We start from the raw sequence: 14,201 nt of genomic DNA, 5'->3' as shown, positions 1-14,201 counted from the left end.
ATAAAGGATATTTTTATATTTCAAACACCCGTTCTTGATATATCTAAAGCACCGCTCATAAAAAGGTATAAAAATACAAAACCTAAAATTATCCTATAAATTCCAAAAGGTATAAAGTTTATCTTGCTGATTAATTTTAAAAATATTTTAATTACTACAAAAGCCACTACAAAAGCCGTTATAAAACCTATGGCTAAAGGAATGAAATTATTCATATTGCTTAAAACCTGTGGTTCTTTATAAATACTATAAGCTGTTGCAATAATCATGGTAGGAATTGCAAGTAAAAACGAAAATTCAGAAGCAACTTTACGATCAAGCCCAAGCAATAATCCACCTATGATACTTGCTCCGCTTCTTGAAGTACCCGGTATGATAGCAAGAGCTTGGGTTAAACCTATCAAAAAAGCTTGTTTGTAGCTTACCTCATCTAAAGAGTGGATTGTATAGTCTTTTTTTCTATGTTTAAGTTCTATGATAATAAAAATAATCCCGCCAATAATTAACATAGTAGCCACGGTATAACCATTAAATATTTCTTTTAAAAACTTATATGCTATAAAACCTACCCCGCCTGCAGGCAAAAAACCCACAGCAAGTTTTAACCAAATATCAAGTTTTTGAGTTAGTTTTTCTTTAAAAATAAAAATCACTGCTAGTATAGAACCAAGCTGAATGATGATGAAAAAACTTCTCCAAAAATCATCTATCTTTAAACCTAAAATTTCAGCACCTAAAATCATATGCCCAGTAGATGAAATAGGTAAAAATTCTGTCAAACCTTCGATAATTCCTAAAATCAAAGCATAATAATAATCTAAATTCATTTTTTAAGTACTCTTCTTGCAAAAATTAGCATAATCGCTACAAAAACTACAAAGCCTATAACCCCTTCATCTTTAAATGAAGTTACAATAGCAAGTGGATCTTCAGCCCCACCTCTACTAATAGAAAGTACAGTTAAACCAGCTATTAACACTCCAAACAAACTCTCACCTACTATCAAACCAGAGGCAAACAAGGTTCCTTTTTGCTCATGCTCTTGAATGAGTTCTTTTTTATGTGCATTTTTAGCATATCTTTGCTCCAAACGCTTTTTGATTAAATATGCCAATAATCCACCTACAAACAAAGGCATATTAACAGCAGGTGGTAAATATATACCTATACCCACAGCTAAAGGTGGTAAAGACATATTTTTCTTTCTTAATAAACGATCGATGATGATTATACCAACACCTACAAAAGCACCTGCTATAATATAACTCCAATCGATATTAGCGTTAAAAATGCCTTGTGCTATAGTACTCATCAAATTTGCTTGTGGTGCAGCAAGTGCATTTGCCTCATCCATTCCCTCTCTTGGCATTGCACCTACAAAACCATAAGCTTGATATAATAAATTTAAAACAGGAGCTATAGCTAAAGCACCAAACACACAACCTATAATCAAAGAAACTTGTTGCTTCCAAGGAGTTGCACCCACTAAATAGCCAGTTTTTAAATCTTGCAAATTATCATTAGAAATAGCAGCAGTTGCTAAAATAACACTAGTAGTAAATATAGCAAAAGCGATGGCAAATTTAGACATCAAAGGATCGTTAAATAAATCTACTTGATAACCCAAAAGTAAAATAATCAAAGAAGAAATCATAATCCCAATTAATCCTATACCTGAAATAGGAGAAGATGATGAACCCACTAAACCTGCCATATATCCGCAAGCAGAAGCTACAAAAAAGCCTATAAAAATAGCTACTAAAGTTCCTACCAAAGCAAAAAGAATTTGGTAGCCACTTGCCAAATTTGAATCAGCCACAAAAGCGTAAAATGAAATAAACAAGCCTATACACATAAGTACAAATAAACCTAGCATAGCTTTTAAAGACAAATCCATATCTTTAGGATCTTGTGAGAGGTTTAATGAAGTTTTTTTAAGCATATTTTTCATACCATCATAAACAGGCTTTGCAAGTTCTATTAGAGTCCATAATGCTGCTATAGCAATAGCTCCTGTACCTATTAAACGCACTTTTTGAGCCCAAATTTGATTAGCTATATCAAGTGCACTTAAACTAGTATCAAAACTTTCTTTAATAGAAAAATATGGCACAAAAACCATCCAAGCAAGCACCATACCCGCAAGCAATGCAACACCTCCTGCTATACCTACTAAGTATCCAGCACCCAAAAGCGCCACTGAATAACCCATAGAAAAACCAAAAGTCATTTTTTGCCAAATGAATGCAAAACTACTTCCACTTGAAAGTAGTTTAAAACCGCTTGAAAAAAGACTTATTACAGAAGCAAAAGCCACGCCAAGTGTGATTTCTTTTAAGCCTACTTTTCCTTTTTTATCAGCTTGATCTTTATTGGCCACTTTTAAAATTTCAGCAGCAGCTCTTCCTTCAGGATAAGCTAATTTACTCTCCACTACCATAGCTCTACGCAAAGGTATAGTAAAAAGCACGCCTAATCCACCCCCGCAAAGACAGAGCATAAAAGTAAGCCAAAGTGGGAATTCAAACCAATACCCACACATAAAAAGACCTGGTATAACAAAAATCACAGCCGAAAGTGTACCTGCGGCTGAAACTTGAGTTTGAACCATATTATTTTCTAAAATATTAGAGTCTTTAAAGATTTTTAAAACAGCCATTGCAATCACAACGGCAGGAATAGAAGTAGAAAAAGTAAGACCGACTTTAAGCCCCAAATATACATTTGAGGCGGTAAAAATAATCGTTAAAATACTTCCTAGTATTATACCCCTAAGCGTAAGCTCCGGTAGTGAGTTTTTTGTATGCATTTTGTTTCTCCATTTTTATTGACAACCTTCACATTCTATAGTTCTATCAACCACATCATCATTTACTTTTTGACTATCAGGACTTTCACTTCTTAGATAATAAGTTGATTTAACACCTAATTCCCAAGCAAGTTGATAAATTTCATTTAAATATCCACCGCTTGCTTTATCTAAAGAAACAAAAATATTTAATGATTGACCTTGATCAATCCATTTACCACGAATTGCTGCTGCTTTTACTAAGATTTTTTGATCAAGCTCATAAGCAGGGGTATAATACTGCCAAGTATTAGCACTTAAATTTGGCACCACAGTTGGTATCATACCGCTTAAGTTTTGCTCAAACCATTTTCTTTTATATACAGGCTCAATTGTTTGAGTAGTACCCACTAAAATAGAGATAGAAGAAGTTGGCGCTATGGCCATTAAATAACCATTTCTTATACCATCTCTTTTTAGTTTTTCTCTTAATTTTTCCCAATCACACTCACTTTGATCAAACAACCCCTCACTCGCGGTAAGTTTTTTAGCATTTTCATTTGCTACATCAATTGGTACTATACCTTTACTCCAATTTGAGCCTTCAAAATCAGGATAGCTTCCTTTTTCTAAAGCTAAATTTGAACTAGCTAAAATAGCTTCATAACTGATCATCTCCATAATATGGTCAATTTTTTCAAAATGTTCATTAGAACCCCAATAAATTTGAGCTTCAGCCAACATTTGTGCTTCACCCATTACACCAAGCCCTATAGCACGTGATTTCAGATTGGTATTTTTAACCTTTACGTGAGGATAAAAATTTAAATCAATCACATTATCAAGCATTCTTATGGCCGTTGGTACTACTCTTTGAATGTCTTCTTTAGTGTTAATTTTGCTCAAATTTACACTTGCCAGATTACAAACTGCAGTTTTTCCTTCGTTTTTATATTTTTCTACTATATAAACTTTTTTGCCATTAATGCTATCTAAAGTAGAAACTTTCTTAGCAAGTTTTTTGTATCCTCCATCTATTATAAGCTCTTCATCCTCGTCTAAATGAAGTTCTGTTTTATCATCAAATACAATTTTGACTTGATAATAATTTGGATCTGTATTTTGAAAAATTTCTGTACATAAATTCGAACTTCTTATAATCCCTACATGTGAATTTGGATTTGTTTTATTTGCGCTATCTTTAAAACATAAAAATGGCATACCTGTTTCAAAATAAGATAAAAGTATTTTTTTCCAAAGCTCTTTTGCATCAACAATTTCTTTAGCTATGCTTTCATCTTTTTCAAATTCTTCATATTTTTTCTCAAATTCTTCACCGTATAAATCACACAAACTTGCTGTATCAGCAGGATCAAAAAGCGTCCATTTGTCATTTGTCCTTACTCTTTTCATAAATAAATCATTGATCCACAAAGCAGGAAAAAGCTCATGCGCTCTTCTTCTTTCCTCGCCTGAGTTTTTACGCAAATCTAAAAAGTCATTAATATCCATATGCCAAGGTTCAATATAAACTGCAATTGCACCTTTTCTAGTACCAAGTTGATCAACAGCAACGGCTATATCGTTGGTGATTTTTAAAAATGGTATGATCCCACCTGCTGCATTTTTATGCCCATCTATACTTCCTCCCATAGCACGCACCTTAGACCAATCCCAGCCTATACCGCCACCAAATTTAGATAAAAGCGCCATTTCTTGATAAGAATCAAAAATCCCTTCTATGTTATCGGGTGTGCTTCCTATATAACATGAGCTTAACTGGTGTCTTGTAGTTCTTGCATTTGAAAGGGTTGGAGTTGCAAGCATTACTTCAAAAGTCGAGATTAAGTCATAAAATTTCTTAGCCCAAGTTTGAGAATCTAACTCATTTTGCGCTAAAAACATCGCAATAGCCATAAACATTTGCTGTGGTAATTCTATAGGCATACCTTTAGAATCTTTAATCAAATATCTATCATATAAAGTTTTTATACCAAGATAGGTAAATTGCAAATCACGCTCTGGCTTGATATAAGCATTAAGATCATCTAAATCATATTTTTCTTTTAAGCCAATTAAAATCCTACCTTCTTTTTCACCTTTTTCAAGGTATTCTCTTAAATGTTTATATCCATTATAACCACTTACTTTTTTATATAAATCATATAAAAACAATCTTGCAGCAACAAAGGTCCAATTAGGCCTATCAATATCTATCTTATCTACTGCTGTTTTTATAAGAGTTTGTTGAATTTCTTCTGTTGTTATACCATCACGAAATTGAATTTTTGCATCTACTTCAAGCTCACTTTGGCTAACATTTTCCAAATTTGCCACCGCATCAGTGGTATATTTTTTAATCTTAGAAACATCTAACTCTTCAGTTCTACCATTTCTTTTTAATACTTTCACTCACAACCCCTAATTTATTATTTAAAAGTTCTTTCAAAAATTTTATCTACGTTCTTTGTATAGTAATTATAATCAAAACAATTTCTAATATCTGCTTCACTTAAAGACTTTTTCAAATCCTCATCAGCTAATAAAGCTAATAAAAACAAACTCTCACCTTTTTCATTTAAAGCAGGCTTACCATTTTGCAAATCAGCCCAAACCTTCATAGCATTTCTTTGAACGATCTTGTAAGCTTCTTCTCTACTTATACCTTTAAATGGAAGTTCAAGCAATACTCTTTGAGAAAATACAAGCCCTCCAGTTAAATTTAAATTTTTCATCATATTTTCTGGATACACCAAAAGCTTTTCTATCACACCACATAATCTTGAAAGCATAAAATCGGTAGTGATAAAAGCATCAGGTAATACAAATCTTTCTACACTAGAATGTGATATATCTCTTTCATGCCACAATGCTACATTTTCTAAAGCAGGTGTTACATAAGCTCTTATCATTCTACAAAGACCAGTTATATTTTCACTCAAAACAGGATTTCTTTTATGCGGCATAGCTGAACTTCCTTTTTGTCCTTGAGAAAAATACTCTTCAGCTTCATATACTTCTGTTCTTTGAAAATGGCGGATCGCAACGGCAATTTGCTCACAACTTGAAGCTAAAATAGCTAAAGCCGAGATAACCTGTACGTAGCGATCTCTTTGTATAACTTGATTTGAAACGGGCGCTGGCTTAAGATCTAAGTTTTTACAAACTTCTTCTTCAAATTCAAGCGGAGCATGAGCAAAATTTCCCATAGCACCGCTGATTTTTCCATAGCTTATCACTTCTTTTGCGTGAATGATTAAATCTTTTGCATGAACTAGCGAATCATACCAAATAGCCAAAACCAAACCAAAAGTTATAGGCTCTCCATGAATTCCATGACTTCTTCCTACCATTAAGGTATTTTTATGCTCATATGCTCTTGTTTTAATCGCTGCTAAAACTTGATCTAAATCTTGCAAGATTAGTTCTAAACTATCTTTAATCTGCAAAGCAACTGCAGTATCAATACAATCTGAACTTGTCATTGCATAATGCACAAAACGACTTTCCTCGCCCAAACTTTCACTCACGCTAGTTAAAAAAGCGATAACATCATGCTTGGTAGTTTTTTCTATCTCATCTATTCTTGCTATGTCAAATTTTGCATTTTTTATAATTTTTTCACAATCATCATCTTTAATGAGACCAAGTTTATTCCACGCTTTCACAGCAGCTAATTCTACTTTTAACCATGCATCATATTTTGCTTGCATGTCCCATTTTTTAGCCATGATTTCTCTGCTATATCTTTCAACCATTTTCAAGACCTTTTTTTATATAATTTTTTATGAAAAAATAGCTTGAATTTTATTATAAATTACCTAAGAAAGTTATTAAATGGCATATATAAAAAAGAAACTATCAAATAATGGAAAAAAGGCATTTAGACTACTTATGGATGAGTTAAAAATTTCTATGTGTGAAGCACAAAAACTCATTGACAAAAAAAGACTATTTTGTAATGGAAATTTGGTAGAAGAAAAAAACAAATTTTTAGATGGTTTAGTGGAATTAATCGTATATGAAAATAATCCTAAAGGATTGGAAATAGTTTATGAAAATGAAGGTTTTGCTATCGTAGAAAAACCAAGCGGTGTGCTAACTCATCCTAATGGACGCAATTGTGCTTATAGTCTTTGTGATGAAATTTGGCATTTATGGGGTGAAAAAGCTTGCGTGGCTCATAGATTAGATAAAGAAACAAGCGGGCTTTTGCTCATAGCTAAACATAAAAATGCACAAATTGAGTTAAAAACCATGTTTGAAAAAAGATTAGTGCAAAAAAGCTATCTTGCACTAGTAAAAGGAAAAACCGGAAAAGAATTTATAGTAGATAAAAGCATGGATTTAGCTAAAGACTATGATGCAGTAAAAACTAGAATGCATATTTGTGAGAATGGCAAAGAAGCTTTAACACAATTTTACACTTTAGAATATTTTGAAAATTTAGATGCTAGTTTAGTTTTAGCCAAACCTCTAACAGGAAGACAACACCAAATAAGACTACATTTGTTTCATGTGAAACATAAAATTTTAGGTGAGCCTTTATATGGTTTAGAAAAAACACAAATAGAGCAAATCTTAGATGGAAAAATGAGTGATATCGAAAGAGCTCAAATCACAGGTGCTAAAAGACTACTTTTGCACTCTTTTAGCTTAGAATTTACATATAAAAATCAAAAATTTTTGATACAATCTCAAAAAGATATAAAAGATGAATTTTTGAAAAATCTACCTTAGTCTTTTTCTAATTTTAAAACTTTATCTGTTTGTATTGCAATTGGAATTTTTTTGATAGGCTGACTAAAATCTCTACAATAATCACAAGATTTATAAAAATCTTGAGAATAAAATTCAAAAAATCTTTCTTTAGAATCCACTAAATTTAAAAAATCACCATTAAATTCTTCAAGTCCTTTTAAACGAGATAAGGAACTTGATATAGGGCAAACAAAAATGGCTCCTTTAGGTGCTAATTGTTTATTTTCTAAACCCTCAGATGTCATCAAACTTACACATGACATCTGACAATTATAATAATTTTTAATTATATCTTCTTTGCTTCTACCGCGCTTGTAAATTTTATCTATATCATACCAATAATCTATTGTGTTATAAGAAAATGCTATATTGTTTTGCTTAAGTTTGCTTAAAATACTCTCCTGCTTTAAAGGTATTTTTAAATTTGGTGATTTTCTATAATCTGAAATACTTATTTTTCTTGCTTTTTTTGATTTTTTAAATCTCAAAATCAGATCTTCTTTAAAATCGATAGTAGCATTAGTTAAAATATCAAAAGTTAGTATTTTCTTTTGAGCATCTAAATAATCAATTAGTTGTGGTAAATCTTTAAACAACAAAGGTTCTCCACCTATAATTCTAACTCTTGCAATAGAGTCCACCTTAGATAAAAGTAGATCTAATGATTCTATAATACCCTCTAAAGTACAGGTATATTGATTTGATGGTGAAAAATATTGCATCAAATTATTGCATGACTCACAGCGCAAAGTACATCTTGTAGTTAAAACTAATTCTAAATAAGGAATATCTACCTTACCTTCCAAAACCCTCTTTTCAAAGTATTTTTTCAAATAAAATTTTTTCATCAAAGCAGCATAAGGAACTTTAAAAATTCTAGCAATTCCTCTTTTACCATTTAAATACGAAAAATACCAAGAAATATTTGGCTTTATATATCTATTTTGAAATAATTGATTTTCTAACAATTGTTTTTTATCTACCATTATTTTTCCCTTCATTTTCTAATACATAAATAATTCCACCAAGTCCTATGATCACCACTATGCTTATAAAAATAATTTGAGCTATATCTAAAAAAGTCATTGTTTACTCTGCCTTTCTTTAAGCTGTCCGCATGCAGCTGAAATATCAAGCCCTTTACTTTCTCTTATCGTACAAGTAACACCTTTTGCACTTAAATAATCTTGAAATTTAACCGCATTTTCAACGCTTGGTCTTTTATATAAACTTCCTTCATGTGGATTAAAAAGTATTAAATTTACTTTGGCTTTTATACCATTTAAAAGTTTGACTAGCTCTTTTGCATGTTCTATTTTATCATTTATCCCATCGATTAAAAGGTATTCAAACATCACTCTTTTACGCTGATCTATAGGAAAATTTCTCACTGCTTCCATAATACTTGCTATATTATAAGCTTTATTAATAGGCATTAATTCACTTCTAAGCTCATCATTAACTGCATGGAGCGAAATAGCCAAAAGCACACCTAAATTCATTTCTCCAAGATCTTTGATCTGCTTTGCTAAACCACTTGTACTTATAGTTTGTCTTCTAGGGCTTATTGCCAAAGCATCATTATCTGCTAAAATTCTAACTGCCTTAGAAACATTTTTAAGATTATCCAAAGGCTCACCCATACCCATATAGACTATATTAACCCTTCTTTCATAAGGTATGTTGTTATGTTTTTTGATCCATAAAATTTGTCCTACTATCTCCCCTGCGCTTAAATTTCTTTTCAAACCGCCTTTAGCAGTCAGACAAAAACTACACCCACTTTTACACCCCACTTGTGAGGAAACACAAATGGTATATCTTGCATGTTTGATGATTTTTCCATTTTCATCTACAAGTTCTTCTTTCATTGGTAGCAAAACAGCTTCGATTTTTTTACCATCTAAAAGTTCAAAAAGATATTTTATACTACCATCTTTGCTTTTTTCATCTTTCACACATTTTAGAGGTGAAAAATGAAAATTTTCTTGCAAGTGCGCTCTAAAATCTTTTGGCAAAGATGACATTTGTAAAAAATCATCTACATATTTTTTATATATCCATTCAAAAATTTGCTTTGCTCTAAATTTTGGCTGGACTAAATTTTCCAATTCTTCTTTAGTAAAATCTAATATATTTTTTAATTCACTCAATTTTTTTTCCTATATAAGTTTTTTATCTAACAAAAAATCTTTTAATAATTCTTTTGCCTTTTGATGGTTTTTTAAAAAATCCTCATGTGCAAATTCATTACAAAAATTTGTCGCACATAAATAACAAATTCCTTCTATCCCTTGCGTTTTTGCACAAGAAAGCACCGCATATGCTTCCATATTTTCTATATGTACACCCTTTTTAAAAAATTCTTGGGCGATATTTTCATCTTTACAAATATAATTTGAAGAATTAATCATAGTTTCATGTGAAACATTTAATCTAATCTCATTTACTATAGGTGTATAGAAACTGTCAAATAAATCTGCGTATTCTAAATTTGCAGCATTAGAACTTTCATAAATGTCCAAAATTTTTCCTTCTTGGTAAATTCCACATGTACCTATAAAAATCACTCTATCTACCTTTACTTGACATAAAATTTTACCTAGAGAAAATGCAGAATTAACCAAACCTATACCTATACTTTGTGCAAATTTAAAATCCTCATTTCCTCCTGCACACACTATAAGATTTTTCAAAAATTAACCTTTATAAAAAATAATTCAAATTTTATCTAATTAGCGCTTAAAATAATGCTATAATTAATATTTTTTAGATAAAATAAATTTTATGATAAAAGCAAAAAAACATTTTGGGCAAAATTTTTTATGTGATAAAAGCGTGGTAGATAAAATCATCCAAGCCATACCCAAAGATACTAAAAATATAGTTGAGATTGGGCCTGGCTTAGGTGATTTAACGCAAGAACTTTTGAAAATTCCACAAGCTCATATTAGAGCTTATGAGATTGATAAAGATTTGATTCCTATTTTAAATAAAAAATTTCGAAATGAGATTGAAGGTGGAAATTTTGAGCTTATCCATCAAAACGCAAGTGATGCTTTTGATCAAGGAAGTTTAAGCGATAAAGAGTACTTTTTGGTAGCAAATTTACCATATTATATTGCTACAAATTTGATTTTAAAAGCCCTAGAAGATCAAAATTGTCTTGGGCTTATAGTAATGGTGCAAAAAGAAGTAGCACAGAAATTTTGTGCAAATGAAAAAGAAAGTAATTTTTCGGCTTTAGGGGTGCTTTGTGCATTAATATGCCAAAGGCAAATGCTTTTTGATATACAACCACAAAGCTTTAATCCTCCGCCAAAAGTTACTTCAGCTGTAATGAAGTTAATAAAAACCACTCATTATCAGCAAAAATGTGAAAATATAGAAGCTTTTAAAGAATTTCTTAGAGCTTGTTTTCAAAATCCTAGAAAACAACTCTTATCTAATTTTAAAAATAAAAAAGAAAAAATTTTAAAAGCATTTGAAGCACTAGACATCTCTTCTACCTCAAGAGCTCATGAAATTAGCGTTGATTCATACCTTAAAATTTATGACTATTTAAAGGATGACTATGAGCGAAGAAAACAAAACTCAAGAGCAAAATAAAACTAAAAGATTTAATAAATTCAAAAACAAAAGAAAAAAAGATTCACAAACTCAAGAGCAAAATAGTGAAATTAAAAACGAAACAAAAGTAGAAAATACTCAAACTGAAGCTAGCGAAGAAAAAAAGAAAAAGAAAAAAAATAGAAATTTACCTTCTAAATTAAGCGGTAATGAAGAATGGCAAATAGAACTTGCCAAAAGCATAGAAGCTAATAAAATCATGCACGAGCTAAGACTTCACCCTTTAAAACACAACAACTCAAGCGAACATAAAATTCGTATTACACCTTTGGGTGGGCTTGGGGAAATCGGTGGAAATATCACTGTTTTTGAAACCAACAACGATGCGATTATCGTTGATATAGGTATGAGTTTTCCAGATGGAACCATGCATGGAGTAGATATTATCATACCTGATTTTGACTATGTAAGAAAGATTAAAAACAAAATTCGCGCTATCATCATCACTCATGCTCATGAAGATCACATCGGCGCTGTGCCGTATTTTTTCAAAGAATTTCAATTTCCTATCTACGCAACACCTTTAGCGCTAGGTATGATTTCAAATAAATTTGAAGAGCATGGTTTAAAGGCTGAGCGCAAATGGTTTAGACCTATAACAAAAAGACAAATTTATGAAATAGGTGAATTTAATTTAGAATGGATTCATATAACCCACTCTATCATCGATGCTTGTGCTTTAGCTATTAAAACTAAAGCAGGAACCATTATACACACTGGCGATTTTAAAATAGATCAAACACCAATTGATGGTTATCCAACAGATTTAAGTCGTTTAGCTCAATATGGCGAAGAAGGTGTGCTTTGTCTTTTAAGTGATAGTACAAACTCATATAAAGAAGGTTATACAAAAAGTGAAAGCTCAGTAGGCCCTACTTTTGATCAAATTTTTGCCAAAACTAAAGGCAGGGTAATCATGAGTACCTTTAGTTCTAATATACACCGTGTATATCAAGCTATTAGCTATGGTTTAAAATATGGTAGAAAAGTATGTGTTATAGGGCGTTCTATGGAAAGAAATCTCTATACTACTATGGAACTTGGCTATATCAAACTTGATAGAAAAATTTTCATTGACGCTGATGAAGTAAGCAAATACAAAGACAACGAAGTACTAATTGTCACGACAGGAAGTCAAGGTGAGACCATGAGTGCTTTATATAGAATGGCAACTGATGAGCATAAATTTATCAAAATCAAACCTAGCGATCAAGTTATCATTTCAGCTAAAGCAATACCAGGCAATGAAGCAAATGTTTCTGCTGTGCTTGATTTTCTTTTAAAAGCAGGGGCTAAAGTAGCTTATCAAGAATTTAGTGAAATTCATGTAAGCGGACATGCTAGTATAGAAGAACAAAAACTCATGCTAACTTTAGTAAAACCTAAATTTTTCTTACCAGTGCATGGAGAGTATAATCATATCAATAAACACAAAGAAACTGCTCTAAAATGTGGCATACCTGAAAGAAATATCTATTTAATGAGTGATGGGGATCAAGTAGAGCTTTGTCAAAAATATATCAAACGCGTAAAAACAGTTAAAACAGGAAAAGTCTTTGTAGATAATCAAATCAACAAGCAAATCGCAGATGATGTGGTAATTGATAGACAAAAACTAGCAGATAGCGGTATAGTTGTCATCATTGCTCAGCTTGATAAAGCAAGTAAAACACTAATTAATAAACCAAGAGTATTTAGCTATGGCTTGGTAGCTGATAAACAAGATGGAGCATTCTCAAAAGAAATGAGTGATGTTTTAAGTCAATTTTTCCCTAATGTAAAAGATGAAATTTTAGATAATCCAAAAGTTTTAGAAGCTCAAATTAGACAAGTACTAAGAAAGCATATTTTTAGAAAAATCAAAAAATATCCAACCATAGTACCAACTATTTTTGTGATGTAAAGTAAAATTATGAGAATTAATAAATTCATCTCACACAATAGCAAATATTCTCGCCGCGAGGCTGATGAGCTAATCAAGCAAGGCTTAGTAAAAATCAATAAAAAAACAGCCTTGCTAAGTGATAGTGTAAATGTTGAAGATAAAGTTTTTATCAATGGTAAAAAACTCCATAAGAAAACACAATTTTCAGTCATCATTTATCATAAACAAAAAGGTGAAATAGTTAGTAAAAAAGATGATAGAGGTAGAAAAACCATCTATCATACCCTGCCGAAACAATTTAGCACTTGGCTTAGTGTAGGAAGGCTTGACTTTGCAAGCGAGGGATTGCTTTTATTAACTGATTCGCCTGTGATAGCAGATGCGCTTATGCATAGTGATTTAGAAAGAGAATATTACTTAAAAGTAAAGGGTAGTGTAGATAAAAATGTCATTGAAGCTATGCAAAATGGCTTAGAAATTCAAAATGAAAAAAAAGGGGCTCATGCTAAAACCAAAATAACCTCAATGAGTTTTGCTCCATTTTTAGGCTTTGAAATTTTTGGCTCAAGCGGTGGCTATACGAAGCTAAAAGTAATCATTAATGAAGGAAAAAATAGAGAACTAAGACGCTTTTTTGGGCATTTTGATTTAGAAGTAATGGATCTTAAAAGAGTAGCTTTTGGAGCATTAGATCTTGGTATGTTAAAAGCTGGCAAATATCGTTATTTAGAAAATGGTGAGTATGAAAAACTACGCGATTTTTTAAAAACAAATGATATTAGGTATTAATACTTTAAAAATACTTAAATTAATTAAAATTTAATTTTAATTTTGTATAATTAGCAATTTAATTTATATAAAAAAGGAAAATTATGGCAAACCATAAATCTGCTGAAAAAAGAGCAAGACAAACTATCAAAAGAACTGAAAGAAATAGATTTTATAGAACAAGATTAAAAAACATTACAAAAGCGGTTCGTGAAGCAGCAGCAAATAATGATAAAGAAGCTGCGCAAAATGCATTAAAAGTAGCTAATAAAAGTATTCACGCTATGGTAAGTCGTGGATTTTTGAAAAAACAAACTGCATCACGCCGTGTTAGCAGATTGGCATTATTGGTAAATAAATTAGCATAAT

13 protein-coding genes are annotated in these 14,201 nt (G+C 31.3%); 5 read left to right on the top strand and 8 right to left on the bottom strand.

What is annotated here, in order from left to right:
* Positions 1 to 20: 20 nt before the first annotated feature.
* Genes EL235_RS00175 through purB form a run of 4 tightly spaced genes read right to left on the bottom strand, consistent with a single transcriptional unit; the run spans position 21 to position 6,546 of the window.
* Positions 21 to 827, bottom strand: coding sequence for an undecaprenyl-diphosphate phosphatase (locus EL235_RS00175; protein ID WP_114639897.1), 807 nt, complete (start codon positions 825 to 827; stop codon positions 21 to 23).
* Positions 824 to 2,809, bottom strand: coding sequence for an OPT family oligopeptide transporter (locus EL235_RS00170; protein WP_126340567.1), 1,986 nt, complete (start codon positions 2,807 to 2,809; stop codon positions 824 to 826). Before EL235_RS00170 ends, EL235_RS00175 begins: the two co-directional genes overlap by 4 nt.
* A gap of 15 nt (positions 2,810 to 2,824) precedes the next feature.
* Complete coding sequence (locus tag EL235_RS00165) at positions 2,825 to 5,200, bottom strand: aerobic ribonucleoside-diphosphate reductase Ia, B1 protein subunit NrdA (protein WP_039625020.1); 2,376 nt, start codon at positions 5,198 to 5,200, stop codon at positions 2,825 to 2,827.
* Positions 5,201 to 5,217: 17 nt separating this feature from the next.
* Complete coding sequence (gene purB, locus EL235_RS00160; protein WP_126340566.1) at positions 5,218 to 6,546, bottom strand: adenylosuccinate lyase; 1,329 nt, start codon at positions 6,544 to 6,546, stop codon at positions 5,218 to 5,220.
* 79 nt (positions 6,547 to 6,625) lie between these two features.
* Here purB and EL235_RS00155 point away from each other — a divergent pair, with 79 nt between their 5' ends.
* The gene (locus EL235_RS00155) at positions 6,626 to 7,528 is read left to right on the top strand and encodes an RluA family pseudouridine synthase (protein ID WP_126340565.1); all 903 of its coding nucleotides are present in this window, start codon (positions 6,626 to 6,628) and stop codon (positions 7,526 to 7,528) included.
* Here the strand turns inward: EL235_RS00155 and EL235_RS00150 are convergent.
* The 4 genes from EL235_RS00150 to EL235_RS00140 are packed head-to-tail and all read right to left on the bottom strand — an operon-like array spanning position 7,525 to position 10,245.
* A complete protein-coding gene (locus EL235_RS00150) occupies positions 7,525 to 8,535 on the bottom strand; it encodes a radical SAM family protein (protein WP_126340564.1) in 1,011 nt (336 codons plus the stop codon). The genes EL235_RS00155 and EL235_RS00150 overlap by 4 nt on opposite strands.
* Entirely contained in the window at positions 8,525 to 8,635 is a 111-nt protein-coding gene (locus EL235_RS07940) for a hypothetical protein (protein ID WP_232017392.1), read from the bottom strand. The genes EL235_RS00150 and EL235_RS07940 overlap by 11 nt, the downstream gene beginning before the upstream one ends.
* Complete coding sequence (gene rlmN, locus EL235_RS00145; protein WP_039625012.1) at positions 8,632 to 9,702, bottom strand: dual-specificity RNA methyltransferase RlmN; 1,071 nt, start codon at positions 9,700 to 9,702, stop codon at positions 8,632 to 8,634. The genes EL235_RS07940 and rlmN overlap by 4 nt, the downstream gene beginning before the upstream one ends.
* 9 nt (positions 9,703 to 9,711) lie before the next feature.
* Complete coding sequence (locus EL235_RS00140; RefSeq protein WP_126340563.1) at positions 9,712 to 10,245, bottom strand: nucleoside phosphorylase-I family protein; 534 nt, start codon at positions 10,243 to 10,245, stop codon at positions 9,712 to 9,714.
* A 91-nt stretch (positions 10,246 to 10,336) separates the two neighbouring features.
* Between EL235_RS00140 and rsmA the strand changes: the two genes are divergently transcribed.
* From rsmA to rpsT, 4 genes are all read left to right on the top strand, one after another.
* Positions 10,337 to 11,158 carry a 16S rRNA (adenine(1518)-N(6)/adenine(1519)-N(6))-dimethyltransferase RsmA gene (gene rsmA, locus EL235_RS00135; RefSeq protein ID WP_126340562.1) on the top strand — a complete coding sequence of 274 codons (822 nt, stop codon included), beginning with the start codon at positions 10,337 to 10,339 and terminating at the stop codon, positions 11,156 to 11,158.
* Positions 11,124 to 13,082 (top strand): ribonuclease J, encoded by a 1,959-nt coding sequence (locus tag EL235_RS00130; RefSeq protein ID WP_126340561.1) that lies wholly within the window; start codon positions 11,124 to 11,126, stop codon positions 13,080 to 13,082. The genes rsmA and EL235_RS00130 overlap by 35 nt, the downstream gene beginning before the upstream one ends.
* A 9-nt stretch (positions 13,083 to 13,091) precedes the next feature.
* Complete coding sequence (locus tag EL235_RS00125; protein WP_039625008.1) at positions 13,092 to 13,853, top strand: pseudouridine synthase; 762 nt, start codon at positions 13,092 to 13,094, stop codon at positions 13,851 to 13,853.
* Between the two features lie 83 nt (positions 13,854 to 13,936).
* Positions 13,937 to 14,200: a 30S ribosomal protein S20 gene (rpsT, locus tag EL235_RS00120; protein WP_039617063.1), complete on the top strand. Its 264-nt coding sequence runs from the start codon at positions 13,937 to 13,939 to the stop codon at positions 14,198 to 14,200.
* Position 14,201 lies beyond the last annotated feature (1 nt).

The sequence above is a fragment of the Campylobacter lari genome, from assembly GCF_900638335.1.
GTDB lineage: Bacteria > Campylobacterota > Campylobacteria > Campylobacterales > Campylobacteraceae > Campylobacter_D > Campylobacter_D lari_E.
The sequence above is the reverse complement of the archived record's forward strand: the minus strand, read 5'-3'. Positions and strand labels throughout refer to the sequence as shown.

Coding starts and splice junctions, on each gene's coding strand:
- EL235_RS00175 (WP_114639897.1), bottom strand. CDS start 827: ATGAATTTAGATTATTATTATGCTTTGATTTTAGGAATTATCGAAGGT.
- EL235_RS00170 (WP_126340567.1), bottom strand. CDS start 2,809: ATGCATACAAAAAACTCACTACCGGAGCTTACGCTTAGGGGTATAATA.
- purB (WP_126340566.1), bottom strand. CDS start 6,546: ATGGTTGAAAGATATAGCAGAGAAATCATGGCTAAAAAATGGGACATG.
- EL235_RS00155 (WP_126340565.1), top strand. CDS start 6,626: ATGGCATATATAAAAAAGAAACTATCAAATAATGGAAAAAAGGCATTT.
- EL235_RS00150 (WP_126340564.1), bottom strand. CDS start 8,535: ATGGTAGATAAAAAACAATTGTTAGAAAATCAATTATTTCAAAATAGA.
- EL235_RS07940 (WP_232017392.1), bottom strand. CDS start 8,635: ATGACTTTTTTAGATATAGCTCAAATTATTTTTATAAGCATAGTGGTG.
- rsmA (WP_126340562.1), top strand. CDS start 10,337: ATGATAAAAGCAAAAAAACATTTTGGGCAAAATTTTTTATGTGATAAA.
- EL235_RS00130 (WP_126340561.1), top strand. CDS start 11,124: ATGAGCGAAGAAAACAAAACTCAAGAGCAAAATAAAACTAAAAGATTT.
- EL235_RS00125 (WP_039625008.1), top strand. CDS start 13,092: ATGAGAATTAATAAATTCATCTCACACAATAGCAAATATTCTCGCCGC.
- rpsT (WP_039617063.1), top strand. CDS start 13,937: ATGGCAAACCATAAATCTGCTGAAAAAAGAGCAAGACAAACTATCAAA.